The sequence below is a fragment of the Streptomyces sp. NPDC058086 genome (genome assembly GCF_042885015.1).
Classification (GTDB): domain Bacteria; phylum Actinomycetota; class Actinomycetes; order Streptomycetales; family Streptomycetaceae; genus Streptomyces.
Window position 1 is genome coordinate 100,087 of sequence record NZ_JBHVST010000025.1, and the last position, 18,840, is coordinate 118,926.

The following is an 18,840-nucleotide window of genomic DNA, read 5'->3' on the forward strand; positions in this document are numbered from 1 at the left end:
CCGATGTGCGGGGGGCGGGCGACGAGCAGCGGCTGTTCATCGGAGGCTCCTGGGTGGAGCCCGACGACGGGCACTACGAGGTGATCGACCCGGCGACGGAGGGTGTCGTCGGGCTGGCGCCGGAGGCCTCGCGGAAGCAGGTGCACGCGGCCGCCGCCGCGGCCCGGGAGGCCTTCGGCCCGTGGTCACGGACGCCCCCCGAGGAGCGCGCGGCGCTCCTCGGCCGGGCGGCGGACATCATCCGGCGCAACTTCCTCCCCTACGCCGATCTCGCCCAGGCCGAGAGCGGTGCCACGATCGGGACCGCGCGGGGGATGCAGGTGGGGGTGGGCGCGGCCCGTTTCCGGCGCTACGCGCGCGTGGAGCCCGTCGAGCAGCCGCTGCCGCCGCAGATCAACGAGGCCGGGCCGTTCGGGAAGGCGGCGGTGATGGGTGCCCTTGCCGTCCGCCAGCCGGTCGGCGTGGTCACCTGTGTCACTTCCTACAACAACCCCTGGGCCAACCCGGCCGGGAAGATCGCCCCGGCCCTGGCCATGGGCAACACGGTGGTCGTGAAGCCCGCCCCGCAGGATCCGCTCTCCGTGTTCCGGATGGCTGAGGCCCTGGAGGCGGCGGGTGTACCGGCGGGTGTCGTGAACGTGGTGAGCGGTTCGCGCGCGGAGGTCGGCGAGGCGGCCGTGGACTGCGAGGACGTGGACATGGTCAGCTTCACCGGCTCGACGGCGGTGGGGCAGCGCATCGCCGAGGTGTGCGGGCGAGGGATGAAACGCCAGCTGATGGAGCTGGGCGGGAAGGGCGCGGCGGTCGTCTTCGACGACGCGGACGTCGGGTCGGCGGTGCTCGGCATCGGCACGACGTTCTCCTTCTACAGCGGCCAGATCTGCACGGCGCCGACAAGGGTGATCGCACAGCGGGGTGTCCACGACCGCCTGGTCGAGCAACTGGCGGCGTACGCCGGGCGGTTGTCGGTCGGGGATCCGCGGGAGCCCGGGACGGTCGTCGGGCCGGTCATCTCGGCGGCTCACCGGGACCGGGTCGAGGCCTACGTCGAACTCGGCCGCAAGGAGGGCGCGCGGATCGTCACGGGCGGCACGCGCCCCCCGTACGACCGCGGCTTCTACGTCGCCCCGACCCTCCTCGCGGACTGCACCCCCGACATGCGGGTGGTCCGCGAGGAGATCTTCGGGCCCGTCGTCGTGGTCGTGCCCTTCGACGAGGAGGAGGAAGGCATCGCCCTCGCCAACGACAGCGACTACGGGCTGATCGACTACGTCTGGTCGGGCGACGTCGCCCGCGCCTTCCGCGTCGCCCGCGCGCTGCGTGCGGGCGGGGTGGGCGTCAACACCGTCGGCCGCAACATGGAGGCACCGTTCGGCGGCTTCAAGAAGAGCGGGGTGGGGCGGGACGTGGGGTCGTACGCACTGCACGCGTACAGCGAGGTGCAGGCGATCGTGTGGCCGTCGGGGAACTAGGGCCTGTCCGGCATGATCGGCCGGACAGGGCCTAGGCCTGTCCGGACCGGCAGGGTGCGTCATCCGAGCGGGGTGCCGAACCCGTCCGGCATGGTGCCGGGGCTCGCGGCGTCACGCGGCGGATGCTGATGACTCCCACCCTGCAGGAGAGGCCCATGAACCACCCCAGCCCTCAAGTGACCCGAAGGCCGGCATCCACCGGAGCGGGAGGTGACAGCGCCGGCCAGGCCGGGGTCATCGGCATCGGACTCGCCGCTGTGCTGACGTTCGCGCTCGCGCAGGGTTCCTGGCAGTGGTTCTCCACGTACATCGGGGTGACGCTTCTCGCCGTGATCTTCGCCTTCCAGCGGCGGTCGGCATGGACGCCCGGCATCCGGTCGGCATACATGCGCGGCCTGGTCGCGTATTCGCTGGTCGTCGGCCTGTGCGTAGCGATCGCACTGGCGCCCATGATGCAGCGCTGGGCCTGGCTGTTTCCGATGTCGGGCACGCGTAGCGGGTGTGAGGGGAGAGGCAGGTACGAGGCCATCAAGTCGGAGGCCGCGCTGGCGAACCTGGCTGATCGCGACGGCGCCGCCCTGGCGTACGCACAGCAGGCCCAGAGCGATGAGGCCGTCGCCGACTGCCTGGCGGCCACGACGACCCTGTGGCTGCCCCTGTACGGAGCCGGGGCGGCCGTACTGGTAGGCGCGGGTGCGTGGGCCCGCGACTGGGCTCGGGCGAGGAAGGGGCCTTGGCCGGAGTCCTCCTCGCCGGGGCCGGTGAACGCCGGAACGCGGCAGGACTGACGGGCCCGGCAGGCCCGGGTCCACAGGTCGAACACGGCCCGGAGACCGATCTCGACGGCCTCCATGACCCGTTCGTCGACGGGGCCCAGCTCTTCGGTGAAGTGAGGGGCTGACAGGGTGCGGAACTCGCCGAGCACGACGGTGCCCGAGGAGGGGGCGTCGACCGGGATGTCGACATCACCAGGGCGTGCGCGGGACTTCCGGCGAACGACAGCTCGTAGACGTGGCCGTGCTTCACCTGGCCGCGACCCGCGCCCAGCGATCCAGGGTGGCGTCCTCGCTCTCGGCGGGTTCCGAGGCTGTGGTCACGATTCCGGCCTCGGCCCGCATCCGCGCGGACTTCTCCCATTCCTCGGCGAAGTTCTGCCGCCGCAGGATCCGGGCGGTGTACGAGGAGGCGTTCCCCTTGGCCTTCACGAATGCGTCCATATTCTCGGGCGGGTTCATGGTGTTGAGTGTGGCGGCTGTAGGAACACCGGCCCCGGTGCGGCGGGTGAGCGAGCGTCGGCTCAGGCCTCGTCCCTGAGGCGGGTGCGCTGGATCTGGCGGGCCAGGGTGCGGCGTGCGGAGGGGGATTCGGTGGGGGTGGCCGTCGAGGGGGCCGGGGTGTCGAGGGCGCGGCTGATCTCGTCGTAGGCGTGCCGGTGGCCGTCGGGCAGAGTGGTCCGGTGCAGCCGCAGGTCCTCCTCGACCAGGCGCCGGAGTTCGTCGACGCTCTGGGGTGTGAAGTGCTTCTTTCCCCGGGCGACGGCGTCGAGGTGGCGGGTGCAGTGGGCGGTGTCGTGGAGGGTCTCGGAGATCTCCTCGGCGAGGCCCCAGAGGCGTCCCTGGAGCCAGGGGGTGTCGTGCTGGTCGAGGGAGAGGCGCGGCGGGGGTGATGGATCGTCCCCCTTGTGCTTGGTGACCTGCTTGGACACGGCGGGCTGACTCATGCCGGTGAGGCGGGCGATCCTGTCCTGGGTCCAGCCGAGACCGGCGAAGAGTTTGATCATCTCGGCGCGCAGCCGGCGCATCTCCTCGCCCGCGCGGATGACGTCGTTCATGTCGGCGAACATCCGCTCGGCCTGCGCCTCGGTCAGGGGCCCGGCCAGTGGCTCGGTCATGGGCTCGGGGGTTCGACGCGTGTCCTCTTCGGCTGCCATAGCTCGGTTATATACCGAGGTCGAGTGTCTCAGTCGAGCCATAACCCGGTTGTATAACCGGGTTATGGCTGTCAGGATCCGTGTCATGCCCACCTTCACCGCACCTGACGGAACCCGCCTCGCCTACCGCCTGATGGGAGGTGGGAACGGGGACGGCGGCGGCGATCCGGTCCTCTGCGTCCCCGGCGGCCCCACGGACTCCCGCTACCTCGGTGACCTCGGAGGCCTCTCCGCCCACCGCCGGCTGGCCGTCCTGGACCTGCGCGGTACCGGCCGGTCCGCGCTCCCGCACGACACCGCCGGCTACCGCTGCGACCGCCTGGTCGACGACGTCGAGGCGTTGCGCGCGCACCTCGGGCCGGCCCGGCTCGACCTGCTCGGCCACTCCGCCGGAGCGAACGTCGTGACGCAGTACGCGGCCCGGTACCCGGAGCGCGTCGGCAGGCTCGCCCTGATCGGTCCCGGCACCAGGGCCGTCGGCATCGAGGTCACGGGGGAGACGCGGCGCGCACTCGCGCGGCTCAGAGAGGACGAGCCCTGGTTCCCGGCGGCGTTCGGGGCCCTGGAGGCGATCGGCGCCGGAACGGGCGGCGACTGGGAGGCCATCGCCCCCTTCTTCTGGGGCCGTTGGGACGCCGCGGCACGCCGGCACCATGCGGCGGCCCGGCCGCGCAACGCGGAAGCCGTGGCCCTCTTCGCGGCCGAGGGCGCCTTCGACCCGCCCGCCACCCGTGCCGCGCTCGCCGCCTGCCGGGCCCCCGCCCTGCTGCTCACCGGGGAGTTCGACCTGAACAGCCCGCCCGGGGCGACGGCCGAGTTCGCGGGGCTGTTCCCCGACGCGCGACTCGTCGTGCAGCCGGGGGCCGGTCATTACCCCTGGCTCGACGACGCCGGGCGGTTCGTGGCGACCGTAGCGGCGTTTCTGGGCTGAGCGCGACTGACGGTAGCGTCGCTATCGAAATGGTGTTAGCGTTGCTCTCATCGGGTGGTGAACGCCGCTACCCCGCCACATCGAGGAGCATCGTCATGACCGAGCACTCCAGCACGTCGGGAACGTCCCGCCGAGTGGCCGTCGTCACGGGCGGATCCCGCGGAATCGGCCGGGAGACCGCCGAGCGCCTCGCGGCCGACGGTTACGCCGTCGTCGTGAACTACGCGGGCAACGAGGCCGAGGCCGACAAGACCGTCGCCGCGATCACCGAGGCGGGCGGAGAAGCGATCGCTGTCCGCGCCGACGTGGCCGACGAGACCGAGGTGGCCGCCCTCTTCGACGCCGCCGAATCCGCCTTCGGCGGGGTGGACGTCGTCGTCCACGCGGCCGGTGTCATGGTTCTCGCGCCCCTGGTCGACCTCGACCTCGACGCGCTGGACCGCATGCACCGCACCAACGTCCGCGGCACGTTCGTCGTCGACCAGCAGGCGGCACGACGGCTGCGCGCGGGCGGCGCGCTCATCAACTTCTCCAGCTCGGTGCTGGCGCTCGCGATCCCCGGGTACAGCGCGTACGCCGCCACCAAGGGTGCCGTCGAGGCCATGACCCTGATCGTCGCGCGTGAGCTGCGCGGCCGGGACGTCACCGTCAACGCCGTGGCCCCCGGCCCGACCGCCACCGCCCTCTTCCTGGACGGCAAGGACGAGGAGACCATCGCGCGGATGGCGGCCCAGCCGCCGCTGGAGCGCCTCGGCACCCCCCGGGACATCGCCGACGTGGTGTCCTTCCTCGCCGGTCCCGCCGGCCGCTGGGTCAACGGCCAGGTGCTGCGGGCCAACGGCGGCATCGCGTAACTCGCCACGATTCGACTCGCCACGATTCAGCTTGCCACGAGTCAAAAGGAGTTCAGTCATGGATTCGGTCATGGACGCTGTTTCGCGCAAGACGATCGTCATCACGGGGGCCGGATCCGGCTTCGGCGCGCTGTCCGCCCGTGCCCTCGCCCGCGCCGGGCACACGGTGTACGCCGCGATGCGGGACACCGGCGGGCGCAACGCGGCCCGGGTCGCGGAGGCCGAGGCGTACGCCGCCGAGCACGCGGTGGACCTCCGTACGGTCGAACTCGACGTCCTCTCCCAGGAGTCGGCGGACGCGGCGATCGCCACGGTGCTGGCGGGGGCCGGCCGGCTGGACGTCCTCGTCCACAACGCCGGGCACATGGTGACCGGCCCGACGGAGGCCTTCACGCCCGCCGAACTGGCCGCGGTCCACGACACGAACGTGCTGGGCACCCAGCGGGTCAACCGGGCCGCGCTGCCGCACCTGCGGGCCCAGGGCCACGGCCTGCTGCTGTGGGTCGGCTCCACCTCCACGCGCGGCGGCACCCCGCCGTACCTGGCGCCGTACTTCGCCGCCAAGGCCGCGATGGACGCGCTCGCCGTGTCGTACGCCGCCGAGCTGGCCCGCTTCGGCATCGAGACGACGATCGTGGTGCCGGGCGCGTTCACCTCGGGCACGAACCACTTCGCGAGCGGCGGCCACCCCTCCGAACAGACCGTGCTGCCCGCCTACGAGGAGCACTACGCGGGCCTGATGGACCAGGTCGCGGGACGCCTGGCGGCCCTCACGCCGCCCGACGCGGACGTGTCGCTCGTCGCCGACGCCATCGTCGACGTGGTGGGCGCCCCGTACGGGAAGCGTCCCTTCCGGGTGCATGTGGACCCGGCGGACGACGGTTCGCAGGAGGTCAGCGTGGTCGCGGACCGTGTCCGCGCAGAGTTCCTGACCCGGATCGGCCTGGCGGACCTGTTGTCTCCCGTAGCGCAGAAGGGGACGACGTGACCTCGGACGACTCGGATAACGTCGCTACCGTGAGTACGTCCGTGAGCAGTACGAAAGAGCGCATCCTCGAAGTGGCGGCCGAACTGGTGGCGAACTCCCCCGACGGGGACGTCTCCACCCGGGCGGTCTGCGAGGCGGCAGGGGTCGGCGCCCCGGCCCTCTACCGCCACTTCGGAGACAAGGAGGGCCTGCTGTCGGCGGTGGTCGACCACGGGTACGAGAAGTACCTGGCGACCAAGCGCAGCCGCAGGCCCGGCACGGACCCCATACAGGACCTGCGCGACGGCTGGGACACCCACATCGAGTTCGCCCTGCGCAACCCGAACCTGTACCGCCTCATGAACTCCCCGGCGATGCGCACACCGCCGGCCGCCGCCCTGGAGTCCCACCGCATCCTCACCGCGGACCTCCGGCGCGCGGCCGAACAGGGCAAGCTGCGCCTGGCCCCCGAACTCGCCGCCCAGATGATCATGTCCGCCAACGTCGGCGTCTCCCTGATGCTGGTCTCCCGCCCGACGACCTTCACGGACGAGACGCTCTCCCGGCGGATACGGGACGCGGTGCACGCGGTGGTCTTCACCCCGGAGGCGACGGGGCCGGAGACCGCGTCCGCGGGCGACGAGGAAGCGCAGGCGGAGGACGTACTCCCCGCCACCGCCACCCACCTCGCCGCCCTCCTCCGCCAGACCCCGAGGCCGGACTTCACCCCGGGCGAGTCCGTCCTCCTGGGCGAGTGGCTGGACCGCCTCTCCAACACGACACCGGAGTAGCCGTACTCAGGTCACGGCCTCACGGTGACCTGAGTACGACATCGGATGCCGACCGGTCGACACCCTCGCCGGGATCCTCCTCCCCCGAGGTGGAGCGAAGGCGGGCGGAATCGGCCTGGGCGTACTGACGGTCCTCATGGTGACGCTACTGGCCCTCGGCCAGTGAGCCGCTCGCTGGAAGGTGGTCCTCCGCCCACACGAGCAAGGCGGCCAGTGGGATGAGGAAGGCGTTGCCGTGCGGAGAGAGTGCGTAATGGGTTCGCGGGGACGGGCCGGGCTGGACGTTTCGGGCGACGAGGCCGACCGCGGTCAGTTCCTGGAGGCGCTGGGCGAGCATGCGGTCGCTGATACCGGGTACGAGCTCGCGAACCTGCGCGAAGTGGGCCGGGCCTTTGGCCAGGGCCGCGAGGATCAGGCCGTTCCAGCGTCTGCCCAGCAGGGCGAAGGCCCGAGTGGCGGCCGGAGGGGGCCCGGCCGGCTGCGGGCGCTGTGAGGTGGTCATGGTGTGTGTCCGTTCCGGTACGGCGCGAGGCATCGCGGTTCAACGCCTCGCGCCGTATGTCGTACGCGTGGCTGTGGCGGGAGTCGGCCCGTGTGCCGTCCGGGCCGCGCCTCCCAGGTGGCGGTGCGGCCCGCGTGGGAGGGCTCGCCCCCTTCGCGAGGTCGGCTCATGCGGGACGGCCGCGATCACCGTCCCGTATGAAGCGTTCGGCATCAGCCGTCATCGTCGTCGCGACGTGCGTGAGCGTGTGCGTGCGCGTGACGCCGGTCCGGCGAAGCGGCGCCGGACGCCGGCAAGGACGAGAGCGACGCTCCCGAAGCCGTCGCACCGGTCTTCGCGCCGGGTGCCTGCCTGGTGATCCGTCGGCCGAACATGACTGCCGTGAACCCGCAGACGGTCCACAGGGCGAGGACGGCAAGGTGGCCGGAGCCGCCGTTGCCGTCGAAGTACGCGGTGTCGCGAAGCAAACTGGCTCCGGCGCCGGGGGGCAGCCACTGGCCGACGTCGTCCACTCCCTTGGGAAGCATGTCCGGAGCGGAGCCGGCGCCGGAGAAGGGGTTCCCGACGAAGACCATGAGCGCGGCGCTGAGCCCGAGGCCCGCCTGCCCGAGGAGTCGGACCAGCCCGGCGGCGGTGGCGCTGATGGAGATCAGGACGAGCGACAGGACCGCCCACGTGGCCACGTGATCGTGGGGCAGCGCCCCGAGGAAACCCTGGGCCACGAGGTAGGCGCCGAGCCCCGCGGCGCCGCATGCGACGAGAAGTGTCAGCAATCGGTGCCATGGGCGTCGCAGGCCGCGAGCCGTCGAGACGAACGCCCCGATCAGGATGGCGCAGATCGTGAGCGGGAAGACCGCCGAGCTGAACACCACTCCCCTGGGGTCCTCCGCGGCGATGGGCACCACGTCGAGCGCCCTCACGTGGATCTTGGCCGAGGACTGAGGACCGGCGGCCCCCTGCTGGGCGGCCCGATCGGCCAGCTGCTGTCCGACCTCACCCAGAAGCTGGGCCACGGAGGTGCTGGCAGCAGGGGCCGTCAGCACGGTGATGTCGTGGGCTGAGATGGCGAGGGCGCCGTAGACGTCCCGGTTCTCGATCGCCGACCGCGCGGCCTGCTGGTCGGGATAGAGGTGGAAGTCGAACGCGCCGGGCTTCTCATGGACCAGTCCCTCCACCGCGTGCTGGCTGGCCGCTCCGGTGCCCACGATTCCGACCGGGACATCGCGTGGCGCGGTCCGTCCCGCCGGCCAGGCGAACAACAGCACCACCAGGGAGATCACCAGGGGCAACACCAGGACGGCAACGGCCGCTTCCCGCCCTGCCGGGTTTCCTGACAACGGGCTCCTCACGGTCAGCCCCTCTCATAAAAAAAGAAATGATCGTTCTATTAATTCCCCAGTCTGGCCCGCTGTACGAGCAAACGTCAACACGAATGTTCGTTTTTCTTGATAGGGTGGCCCCATGCCCAAGGTCACCCAGCAGTACATGGACGCCCGCCGCGAGCAGATCCTGGACGCGGCGCGACGCTGTTTCCTCCGCGACGGTTTCCACTCCGCGTCCATGCAGGACCTGTTCACGGAGGCGGGGCTGTCCGCGGGAGCGGTGTACCGGCACTTCACCAGCAAGGACGAGATGATCCTCGCGATCGCCGAGGAGAACATGCGCGAGGTCCTCGACATCACGCTCGCCGTCGCCACGAACCGGCAGGGCCAGTCCATGGGGGCGGTCATGGCGGAACTTCTCGACGTGATTCGGGTCAAGTCCGCCGAGGGGAACCTGGCCGGGCTCGCGGTTCTGGTCTGGGGAGAGGCCATGCGCAACCGCTCGGTGGCTCACAAGCTCGACCAGCTCATGGGCCGTATGCGCGCCGACCTGGCCATCATGGTCCGTGACCACCAGGACCGCGGCGACTTGCCCACAAGTGTGACGGCCGAGGCGATCGCTTCGGCGATGCTCTCCGTCCTCCCGGGCTACATCCTCCAACTGTCCTTGCACGACCCGGCTGTTGTGGCCGAGGTGCCTGACGCGGTGCGGGCGTTGTGGCCGGAGCCGACCGGTGAGCGCTGAGCGGCCCCGCCGCTTCTCGCTCAGCAGCACCAGTCGGCCGACGGCCCCATCAGGAAGTCAAACCAGCCGACTCATGTCCCGAGGAAAATCGGGTTCGTGAACGCCGCCAACGCCCCCGGCACCGGTCCCGCCGCCGTCTCGTGGCGCAACTCCGCCCGTACGTAGGCCGCGTACTGCGCCGTCGTGTTCCACTCCACCGTCCCAAAGCCCGAGACCGGCAAGGGGGCGCTCGTGAAAAGAACACCCTGGTCGGTGACGAAGCGGACCGTGCAGCGGGGGGCGCCGGTGGCCTCCAGGCGGACGGTGACCGGAGTGTCGGGGGCGACCCGCAGGCGTTCGCCGATGCCCGCGTGCTCGCCCTTCGCACCGGCCGCCGAAAACGTCAGGGACACCGACTTCGACTCCGCCACGTAGGAGCGGCCCGCGCGCAGACCCTCCTGGATGGCCTCGCGGGTCAGGTCGTCTGCGAGGACGACCGTCTGCGGGCTGCCGACCGGATCGGGGTCGCGGTGGGCGTCGCTGTTGCCCATCGCCGGGAGCCAGGAGCGGTCGGGGGTGCCCGAACGTACGGCCGCCACCAGTGTGTTGTCCCAGTCCGCGAGGGTCACCTCGTCGTCGGGGGTGTACGGACCGTTCCACACCTCCACCGCGTCCGCCTCCCCGAAGCCGAACTTCCAGCCGCAGCCGACACAGGTGGCGTGCGGGTGGGCGGGGACGACGAGGCCGCCCGCGCGACGGATCTGACGGGCGAAACGGCCGAAACGGTTGTCGCGGGCCCGGTAGCGCCAGTCGACGAACGTGCCGGGGTCCGTGCCGAGGGCCACCACGTGACCGTTGCGGGTCGTGATCTCCTCGCCCAGCAGGATCAGCAGTTCGCCGTCGGGATGGGGGCCCGCCTGGTCCGCCCAGTGGGGGTGCGAGGAGTGCGTGTTGTGGTCCGAGGTGTTGATGAAGTCCAGGCCCGCGGCGCGCGCCAGCGCGGCGATCTCGGCGGGGGTGCGGCGGCCGTCCGAGTACCAGGAGTGGAGGTGGCAGTCACCCCGGTACCAGGCGCGGCCCCGGCCCTTCGCACGGGACGGCGGGTACGTCGGGACCGGGGTGGCGTCCTGCTCCCCGTACGTCAGCGTGATCGTGACCTCGTACGGCAGGCCCTGCGGCGCCACCGTGTAGGGGCCCAGCGCGATGTGCCAGGTGCCGGAGCGGATCCGGCCGGGGATGTAGCCCGGCGTCGCGTCGTCAGCGCGGACGAAGAACTCGGTGCGCGCGCCGCCCGACCAGCCGCGGAAGCCCTCGCCGCCCAGTGCCGTGCCGCGCTCGTCGAAGAGGCCGATGTCGAGCGCGTTGCCCGCGGTGCCGGCCGGGACGGACGGCTTCTCGTAGGTGTACGCGACGTGGATCTCCCGCACGCCGCGCGGGACCTCCACCGGGAGGTACACGAAGTCCGGCGAACCGGTGGGCAGGGTGCCGGACACCGTACGGGTCTCGGTACGGCCGGTCGCCTCGGAGCCGCTCGCGAAGGTCACGCTTCCCAACGTAAGCGCGGCTGCCGCCCCCGTCACGAACAGCGCGCGTCTGCCGATTCCGTCGAAGCTCTCGATGCCGTGGTCGTCCTCGCACATGCTGCTGCTCCCAGGGTGTCGTGAGAGTGACATGGGTGGTGCACGTTGGCACGTACAACCCTGGTAGTCGGCTGTGAACTGCGGGGCAAGGGAAGGAAATCGACAGCTTTCGGGGAGGCGGCGCGCCTGCCGGGGCCCGACCCGCGCGGGGTGCCAGTGGCAACCTGTAACGATCTGCCGCCCCGGAGGAATACGGCCACGCCCTGTAATGCCTGATCACCACGATCGTATGCTCGAAGGATGACGACCACCGCGACCTCCGGAACCGGCCCGACCGAGAACTCCATGCGTCGCGCCCTCAAACGCGCCCGTGACGGTGTCGCCCTCGACGTGACCGAGGCCGCGGTGCTGCTCCAGGCGCGCGGTGAGGCCCTCGACGACCTCGCCGCGTCCGCCGCCCGGGTGCGGGACGCGGGCCTGGAGGCGGCCGGCCGGCCCGGCGTCATCACGTACTCCAAGAGCGTCTTCATCCCGTTGACCCGGCTGTGCCGTGACAAGTGCCACTACTGCACCTTCGTCACCGTGCCGGGCAAGCTGCGCCGCGCCGGGCACGGGATGTTCATGTCGCCGGACGAGGTCCTCGACGTCGCCCGGCGCGGCGCGGAACTCGGTTGCAAGGAAGCCCTCATCACGCTCGGCGACAAGCCCGAGGACCGCTGGCCCGAGGCCCGGGAGTGGCTGGACGCGCACGGGTACGACGACACGATCGCGTACGTCCGCGCCATCTCCATCCGGATCCTGGAGGAGACGGGACTGCTGCCTCACCTCAACCCGGGGGTGATGTCCTGGACCGACTTCCAGCGCCTCAAGCCCGTCGCGCCGAGCATGGGCATGATGCTGGAGACGACGGCGACGCGGCTGTGGAGCGAGCCCGGCGGCCCGCACTACGGCTCTCCGGACAAGGAGCCCGCCGTACGGCTGCGGGTCCTGGAGGACGCGGGGCGGTCGTCCGTTCCCTTCACCAGCGGGCTGCTGATCGGGATCGGGGAGACGTACGAGGAGCGCGCCGAGTCGCTGTTCGCGCTGCGGCGCGTGTCCCGGTCGTACCACGGCATCCAGGAACTGATCATCCAGAACTTCCGCGCCAAGCCGGACACGGCGATGCGCGGGATGCCGGACGCCGAACTGGACGAGCTGGTCGCCACGGTGGCCGTCGCCCGGCACATCATGGGACCGGCCGCCTGCCTCCAGGCCCCGCCGAACCTCGTCGACTCCGAGTACGGGCGGCTGATCGGCGCGGGGATCGACGACTGGGGCGGGGTCTCGCCGCTCACCATCGACCACGTCAACCCCGAGCGGCCCTGGCCGCAGATCGAGCAGCTGGCCGAGCAGTCGCGTGCCGTCGGCTTCGAACTGCGCGAGCGGCTGTGTGTGTACCCCGAGTTCGTGCAGCGCGGGGAGCCCTGGCTCGACCCGCGGCTGCTGCCGCACGTACGGGCGCTCGCGGACCCGGAGACGGGGCTCGCCCGCGAGGACGCCGTCGTCGAAGGGCATCCCTGGCAGGAGCCGGAGGAGGCCTTCACGGCGTCGGGGCGCACCGATCTGCACCACACCATCGACACCGAGGGGCGCACGGGCGACCGCCGGGACGACTTCGACCTCGTGTACGGCGACTGGGAGGCGCTGCGGGAGGCTGCGGCGCCCGGGATGCTGCCCTCCCGCATCGACACCGACGTACGGGCGGCCCTCGCGACCGCGGCCGACGACCCGACGAAGCTCACCGACGACGAGGCGCTCGCCCTGCTGCACGCGGACGGCCCGGCGCTCGACGCCCTCTGCCGGATCGCGGACGACGTGCGCAAGTCCGCCGTCGGCGACGACGTCACGTACATCGTCACCCGGAACATCAACTTCACCAACGTCTGCTACACCGGCTGCCGCTTCTGCGCCTTCGCCCAGCGCCGCACGGACGCCGACGCGTACACGCTGTCGCTGGAGCAGGTGGCCGACCGCGCCCAGCAGGCCTGGGACCTGGGGGCCGTGGAAGTCTGCATGCAGGGCGGTATCCACCCGGACCTGCCGGGTACGGCGTACTTCGACATCGCGAAGGCGGTGAAGGAGCGCGTCCCCGGCATGCACGTGCACGCCTTCTCCCCGATGGAGGTCGTCAACGGCGCGACGCGTACGGGGATGTCCATCCGTGAGTGGCTGACCGCCGCGAAGGAGGCGGGCCTCGACACCATTCCCGGCACGGCGGCGGAGATCCTCGACGACGAGGTCCGCTGGGTCCTGACGAAGGGCAAGCTGCCCACGGCGACCTGGATCGAGGTCGTCACGACCGCGCACGAACTCGGCATCCGCTCCTCGTCCACGATGATGTACGGGCATGTGGACCAGCCCCGCCACTGGCTCGGCCACTTCCGGACGCTCTCTCGTATCCAGCAGCAGACCGGCGGCTTCACCGAGTTCGTGACGCTCCCGTTCATCCACACCAACGCGCCGGTGTACCTGGCGGGCATCTCCCGTCCGGGCCCGACCACCCGTGACAACCGCGCCGTGATGGCCATGGCCCGCCTCCTGCTCCACCCGCACATCCCCAACATCCAGACCAGCTGGGTCAAGCTGGGCACCGAGGGCGCGGCGGAGATGCTCCGCTCCGGCGCCAACGACCTGGGCGGCACGCTGATGGAGGAGACCATCTCCCGTATGGCGGGCTCCTCGTACGGCTCGTACAAGTCCGTCAAGGACCTCATCGCCGTCGCGGAGGCGGCCGGGCGTCCGGCGAGGCCGCGGACGACCCTGTACGGGGAGGTCTCCGAGGAGCGGCAGCGAGCGGCGGAGGTGTCGGACGGGCACCTGCCGGAGCTGCTGCCGGTCCTGGAGTGACGGCCGAAGCGTGCGGTGGCCCCGGGCGCGTCGGAGTACGATGATCCGACCCTCGGTGGAGGGCACAGAAGCCTTGTAAGCCTGAGGAGTTGCGTGTCCGTGCCTGCCCGACGGCTTCCCTCCTGGATCTGGGTCACCGGTCTGACCGCCGCGGCGATCGTGGGCGTCACCGCCCTCGCCGCGCAGGCCGACCAAGGAGCGCACCCGACAGCCGCCCACGCCGCCGGGGCGAAGCCGTCCGCGTCGGCGAGCCCGCGGCCCTCCGCCTCGCCCAAGAAGGCCGAGCCGGCCGCCGTGCCCGACGGCTCGGGCACCGGACGGCGGATCGTCTACTCGCTCGCCCAGCGGCGGGTGTGGCTGGTCGACACCGGCGAGGCCGTCCGCCGCACCTTCGCGGTGTGGCCGGGCACGGTGAGCCCGGCGCCGGGCCGGTACGCGGTGTCGACCACCGTCCCCTCCACCACCGGAACGGACGGCACGAAGGTCGAGAACATCGTCTACTTCACCGTCGCTTCCGGCGTGAACATCGCGTTCTCCAACGCCCAGGACGGCTCCTCGCCGCAGCCCGCGGCGGGCGTGAAGACCGGCGGGATCCGTATGCACAGCGCGGACGGGGACGCGGTCTGGGCATTCGGCACCAAGGGTACGAAGGTCACCGTGACGAAGTAGCGGCCGGGGCGATGGAGGGGGCGGACGGATGGGGCGTGCGCGGCCGTCGATGCAGGAGCTGATCGCTCGGCGCAGACGGGCGGGATTCGTGGGGCGGAGTCACGAACGGGTTGTCTTCCGTCGGAATCTGGAGCTGCCGCCCGAGGACGAACGCCACCGCTTCCTCTTCCACGTGCACGGCAACGCGGGCGTCGGAAAGACCTTCCTGGTGAGGGAGTTCGAGCAGATCGCCCGGGAGCGCGGGGCCTTGACGGCGTACGTCGACGAGAGCGTCGACAGCGTGCCCGAGGCCATGGGTACGATCAGTCGCCAACTCGGCCTGCAAGGCCGGAGGTTAAAGGAACTGGATCGGCTGCTCGCCGTTCACCGGGAGCGGCGGCGCGAGGCCGAGGCGATCGCCGTGGTCGACGCCGAACCCGGTGAGCCCTCGGCGGCCGGTCTGGCGGTGGCACGCGCCGGACTGGTCGGACTCGGCATGGTGCCGGGCGTGGGCGCCTTCGCGGGCGCCCTGGACGCGGGCCAACTGGCCCAGGGCGCTGACAGGTTCCGGGCGAGCCTCAGTGCCCGCTTCCGCAGCCAGGAGGACGTGCAGCTGGTCCTGACACCCGAACGGGTGCTGACGCCGGTGCTGCTCGGCGAGTTGTCGGAGGCGGCGTCGACGGTGCCCTGGATCGTCCTGTTCTTCGATACCTACGAACGTACCGGGCCGTTCCTCGACGGCTGGCTGCACGAGGTGATCACCACCGACCGTTACGGCACTCTGTCTGCCGACGTCGTCATCGTCACCTCCGGCCAACGGCCCTTCGACACCGCCCGCTGGGGCGGCTTCGCGGACTTCATGACGGACGTGCCGCTCGGGCCGTTCACGGAGGCGGAGGCACGGGGTCTGCTCGCCGGCAAGGGGGTGGTGGCCGAGCCGGTTGTCGACGAGGTGCTGCGGCTCACGGGCGGGCTGCCGGTGCTGGTGTCGACCCTCGCGGAGACCCGGCCCGCCGATCCGGACGGCGTGGGAGACCCGAGTACGACGGCGGTGGAGCGGTTCCTGAAGTGGGAGCCGGACCCGGTGCGGCGCGGGGTCGCTCTGGCGTGTGCGCTTCCGCGGCGCCTGGACGCGGACGTGTTCCGGGCGGTGGTGGACGGTACGGACACCGAACTCGACGCCCTTTACGGCTGGTTGCGGGAACGACCGTTCGTCGACGAACGCGGTGACCGGATGCAGTACCACGACGTCGTACGGGCCCCGATGCTGCGCCTCCAGCGCAGGGGCTCGCCCAGGCGGTGGGCCGAACGGCACGAGCGGCTCGCGGCGGCCTTCGCCGGGTGGCGGGAGGAGACCGAGGCCAGGCTGGAGGACGGCTACGAGTGGGCCGACGAGGACTGGCGGGAGCTGCGGCTCGCGGAGTCGTACCACCTGCTGTGTGCCGCACCCCGCTCCGCGCTTCCCGCCGTCCTCACCGACGTCGTGGATGCCTGTGGTCAGGCGGACGACCTGGTGAGGCGCTGGATGCGGCTACTGGCCGACGCGGGACAGGACGCGGACGCCCAGGCCGTGCGGGCCTGCGGAAGCGACCTGACGCGGGCCCTCGACGAGGGAGGCAAGCCCGAGGTACTCCGGTTCCTGCTGGGGCGGGCACGGGGCGACGAGCCCTGGCGGGCGCGGGCGCGGGCGGAGCTGGCCGACTTTCTCGCGCGGGACGGTGCCTACGAGCGCGCACTGGAGGAGTACGGCCGCGCCCTCGCCCTGGACCCGTACCTGGTGCGGGCCCACCGAGGGCGGGCCCTGACCCGCGGCGGCCTGGGCGACCACGAGGGCGCACTCGCCGATGTCGAGCGCGTGGTGGAGCTGGAGCCGGACAACCCCAACAACGTCGTCCTGCGCGGCGAGTACCACCGCCTGCTGCGCCATGACGACGAGGCGGTCCGGGACCTGAGCGAAGGCATTCGGCGCGACCCTGCCAACGCCTTCGCCTGGGCGTCCCGAGGCGCCACCCACGAACGTGCCGGAGACCTCGACGCAGCCCTCGCCGACTTCGGCCGCGCGCTCGACCTCAAGCCGGACTACGCCTGGGCGCTGGGCCGACGGGCCCGGGTCTGGCGCGGACTCGCCGAGCACGACCGCCAGTTGGCCGACCTCGACCGGGCCCTCGGCCTCTGGCCCGACTGGGGCTGGGGCCACTGCGAACGCGGCGACGCCCTCCGAGTGGCCGGTCGCCTCGAGGAGGCCCTCGCCGACTACGACGAGGCCCTCACCATCGACCCCGAGTACGCCTCGGCCCACGCCAGCCGGGGCGCGGCGCTGGCCGACCTGGGCCGCCGTGCGGAGGCACTCGCCGCCCTGGACCGCGCGTTGGAGCTGCGCCCCTCCTACGAGTGGGCCGACGCCCTGCGCGCCCGCCTCAGCGGCGGACCGAACTGACGAACTCCGTCCAGGAGGCGCCGGTGAAGGCCAGTTGGGCGCGCTGCGTGTCCTTGGAGTCGCGGACGTGGACGGTGGCGGCGGGGGCTATGGCGATTTCGACGCACTCGGGGCCGTGGTTGCTGCCACCCCCGCCCCTCCCCGCCGCTCCACCACCACCGAGCCTCCACCGCCCGGCCCCCTTCCAGACCTGCGACGGCTGGGCGGTGTTCGTGGCGATCGAGCGACACCCGGAACGTGCCGCCCACGCCACGAGTGTGTCTACGTATGCAATGTGACCTGGTACGGCTGACCGTCGGCCTCCCCGGAGGACCGAGCGGATCCCGGCCCTCACCAAGGCCACATCGTCGAGGGAGCCTTCGCAACCTGACCGGGTGGGTTCACTTGACCCGCACTCCGTATTCCGATCGGGCCCCTGAACGGACCGTTCCCGGTCGATTACAGTGCTGAGCTGTCGGACGTACGGACTGTGCCTGGGGAGGTCTCGGTGAGTGCGACAGCCGGTGCCGTCTGGGGCCGTGCGGAGCAGCAGGACTTCCGTAGCCGGGTACGCGGGACCCTGCTGGGCGCGGCCGTCGGGGACGCCCTCGGGGCGCCGGTCGACGGGCTCACCCTGGAGGGGATCCGGGAGGCCCACGGCGCGGAGGGGCTGGTCGACCTCGCCTTCGGGCACGGCCGGCGCGGCGCCGTCACCCACCTGACCCAGCTGACCCTCTTCACCCTGGACGGTCTGATACGCGCCCAGGTACGCCGTGACACCGGCGCCTGGCATCCGCCCACCGACCTCCACCGGGCGTACCGGCGCTGGGCGGCCACCCAGAGCGACTGGGGCCCCGACGAGCGCCGCAAGGACGACGGCTGGCTGGCCCGCGAGGAGTGGCTGTACGCGCGCCGGGACCCGGCCCGCTCCTGCCTGATCGGCTTCGGCGACGACATCATGGGCACGCTGGACGCGCCCAAGAGCCCCGGCGAGCTCGGTCCCGAGGCCGCCGCACGCTCCGCGCCGTTCGGGCTGCTCGTCGGCTGGGAGCCGCAGCTCGTGATGCAGCTCGCCGTCGAGTGCGCCGCGCAGACGCACGGGCACCCCACGGCGTACCTCGCGGCGGGCGCGTACGCCGTCATCGTGCACGCGCTGGCCCGCGGCGAGAGCCTCGACGGGGCCGTGCAGCGGGCGCTCGCGATTCTCGCGGCGCGGCCGGGGCAGCAGCCCGTCGCGGACGCGCTCCAGCATGCGCTGGGGGCCGTGCGGCAGGGGATGCCGACGCCGGGGCGCGTCGAGGAACTCGCCGGGGACGGTACGGCGGAGGGGTTGCTCGCGGTCGCCGTGTACTGCGCGTTGGTGGGGGAGGACATCCGGCACGGCCTGTGCCTCGCGGTGAACCAGAGTGGGTCCTCTGGGGTGGCCGGCGCCCTCACCGGGGGGCTGCTCGGGGCCCTGCACGGCGAGACGGCCCTCCCGCCTGCCTGGCTGGCCGAGCTGGAGGGCCGTCCCACGATGCTGGCCCTGGCGGACGACTTCGCCATGGAGATGACCCAGGGCCCGGCCCTGCACGGCCCAGGCGGCTCCGCACCGGGCTGGCTGGCTCGTTACCCGCGGGCGTAAGCCTTCCCCGCGCCCTGAAGGGGCGCGGGGAACCGCGCGACCAGCCCCCACCGCCCCGCAGCCGAACGACGGCCCCGGTTGAAGCCCCCGGCGGCCGGCCGAGTAGTTCGTCTGCCGGCCGGCGGGGCGCTCAGACGCCCGCCGGGCTGGCGGTGCCGGGCCCCTCCGCGGGCGCCGCCCGGGGCGGGGGCGC

At 72.0% G+C, this 18,840-nt stretch carries 17 protein-coding genes; 11 read left to right on the top strand and 6 right to left on the bottom strand.

Translation table 11 applies throughout. From position 1 onward, the window contains the following. Positions 1-5 precede the first annotated feature (5 nt). Positions 6-1,472, top strand: coding sequence for an aldehyde dehydrogenase family protein (locus tag ACFVWD_RS21360; protein ID WP_389598078.1), 1,467 nt, complete (start codon positions 6-8; stop codon positions 1,470-1,472). A 155-nt stretch (positions 1,473-1,627) separates the two neighbouring features. Continuing rightward, the gene (locus ACFVWD_RS21365; protein WP_389598042.1) at positions 1,628-2,260 is read left to right on the top strand and encodes a hypothetical protein; all 633 of its coding nucleotides are present in this window, start codon (positions 1,628-1,630) and stop codon (positions 2,258-2,260) included. A gap of 234 nt (positions 2,261-2,494) precedes the next feature. Here the strand turns inward: ACFVWD_RS21365 and ACFVWD_RS21370 are convergent, their stop codons facing one another. Both ACFVWD_RS21370 and ACFVWD_RS21375 read right to left on the bottom strand, forming a co-directional pair. Next, positions 2,495-2,707 carry a hypothetical protein gene (locus tag ACFVWD_RS21370; protein WP_389598044.1) on the bottom strand — a complete coding sequence of 71 codons (213 nt, stop codon included), beginning with the start codon at positions 2,705-2,707 and terminating at the stop codon, positions 2,495-2,497. Positions 2,708-2,769: 62 nt separating this feature from the next. Next, on the bottom strand, positions 2,770-3,363 hold the full coding sequence (locus tag ACFVWD_RS21375; RefSeq protein ID WP_389598046.1) for a sigma-70 family RNA polymerase sigma factor: 594 nt from the start codon (positions 3,361-3,363) through the stop codon (positions 2,770-2,772). A gap of 124 nt (positions 3,364-3,487) precedes the next feature. Here ACFVWD_RS21375 and ACFVWD_RS21380 point away from each other — a divergent pair, with 124 nt between their 5' ends. The 4 genes from ACFVWD_RS21380 to ACFVWD_RS21395 all read left to right on the top strand — a co-directional run bounded on the left by ACFVWD_RS21380 (position 3,488) and on the right by ACFVWD_RS21395 (position 6,945). Further along, positions 3,488-4,333 (top strand): alpha/beta fold hydrolase, encoded by an 846-nt coding sequence (locus ACFVWD_RS21380; protein ID WP_389598048.1) that lies wholly within the window; start codon positions 3,488-3,490, stop codon positions 4,331-4,333. A 95-nt stretch (positions 4,334-4,428) separates the two neighbouring features. Further along, positions 4,429-5,187, top strand: a complete 759-nt coding sequence (locus tag ACFVWD_RS21385; protein ID WP_389598050.1) for an SDR family oxidoreductase — start codon at positions 4,429-4,431, stop codon at positions 5,185-5,187. A gap of 70 nt (positions 5,188-5,257) precedes the next feature. Further along, positions 5,258-6,175 (top strand): SDR family NAD(P)-dependent oxidoreductase, encoded by a 918-nt coding sequence (locus ACFVWD_RS21390; protein WP_389598051.1) that lies wholly within the window; start codon positions 5,258-5,260, stop codon positions 6,173-6,175. 41 nt (positions 6,176-6,216) lie between these two features. Beyond that, complete coding sequence (locus ACFVWD_RS21395; protein WP_389598052.1) at positions 6,217-6,945, top strand: TetR/AcrR family transcriptional regulator; 729 nt, start codon at positions 6,217-6,219, stop codon at positions 6,943-6,945. 145 nt (positions 6,946-7,090) lie between these two features. On the opposite strand, the gene ACFVWD_RS21400 is transcribed toward ACFVWD_RS21395, so the two are convergent. Then, positions 7,091-7,447 carry a winged helix-turn-helix transcriptional regulator gene (locus ACFVWD_RS21400; RefSeq protein WP_389598054.1) on the bottom strand — a complete coding sequence of 119 codons (357 nt, stop codon included), beginning with the start codon at positions 7,445-7,447 and terminating at the stop codon, positions 7,091-7,093. Between the two features lie 212 nt (positions 7,448-7,659). Continuing rightward, a complete protein-coding gene (locus tag ACFVWD_RS21405) occupies positions 7,660-8,796 on the bottom strand; it encodes an ABC transporter permease (RefSeq protein WP_389598056.1) in 1,137 nt (378 codons plus the stop codon). A 112-nt stretch (positions 8,797-8,908) separates the two neighbouring features. Between ACFVWD_RS21405 and ACFVWD_RS21410 the strand changes: the two genes are divergently transcribed. Next, positions 8,909-9,514, top strand: a complete 606-nt coding sequence (locus ACFVWD_RS21410; RefSeq protein WP_389598058.1) for a TetR/AcrR family transcriptional regulator — start codon at positions 8,909-8,911, stop codon at positions 9,512-9,514. A 71-nt stretch (positions 9,515-9,585) separates the two neighbouring features. Here ACFVWD_RS21410 and ACFVWD_RS21415 read toward each other — a convergent pair whose 3' ends face one another. Further along, entirely contained in the window at positions 9,586-11,133 is a 1,548-nt protein-coding gene (locus ACFVWD_RS21415; RefSeq protein ID WP_389598060.1) for a CehA/McbA family metallohydrolase, read from the bottom strand. A gap of 240 nt (positions 11,134-11,373) precedes the next feature. Between ACFVWD_RS21415 and ACFVWD_RS21420 the strand changes: the two genes are divergently transcribed. From ACFVWD_RS21420 to ACFVWD_RS21430, 3 genes are all read left to right on the top strand, one after another. Beyond that, positions 11,374-13,959 (top strand): bifunctional FO biosynthesis protein CofGH, encoded by a 2,586-nt coding sequence (locus ACFVWD_RS21420; RefSeq protein ID WP_389598061.1) that lies wholly within the window; start codon positions 11,374-11,376, stop codon positions 13,957-13,959. Between the two features lie 93 nt (positions 13,960-14,052). Further along, complete coding sequence (locus ACFVWD_RS21425) at positions 14,053-14,628, top strand: hypothetical protein (RefSeq protein WP_389598063.1); 576 nt, start codon at positions 14,053-14,055, stop codon at positions 14,626-14,628. Between the two features lie 28 nt (positions 14,629-14,656). Beyond that, entirely contained in the window at positions 14,657-17,044 is a 2,388-nt protein-coding gene (locus tag ACFVWD_RS21430) for a tetratricopeptide repeat protein (RefSeq protein ID WP_389598065.1), read from the top strand. Here ACFVWD_RS21430 and ACFVWD_RS21435 read toward each other — a convergent pair. Then, positions 17,025-17,297: a DUF397 domain-containing protein gene (locus ACFVWD_RS21435; protein ID WP_389598066.1), complete on the bottom strand. Its 273-nt coding sequence runs from the start codon at positions 17,295-17,297 to the stop codon at positions 17,025-17,027. The genes ACFVWD_RS21430 and ACFVWD_RS21435 overlap by 20 nt on opposite strands. A gap of 234 nt (positions 17,298-17,531) precedes the next feature. On the opposite strand from ACFVWD_RS21435, the gene ACFVWD_RS21440 reads away from it, so the two are divergent. Further along, complete coding sequence (locus ACFVWD_RS21440; RefSeq protein WP_389598068.1) at positions 17,532-18,647, top strand: ADP-ribosylglycohydrolase family protein; 1,116 nt, start codon at positions 17,532-17,534, stop codon at positions 18,645-18,647. The last annotated feature ends 193 nt before the right edge of the window (positions 18,648-18,840 follow it).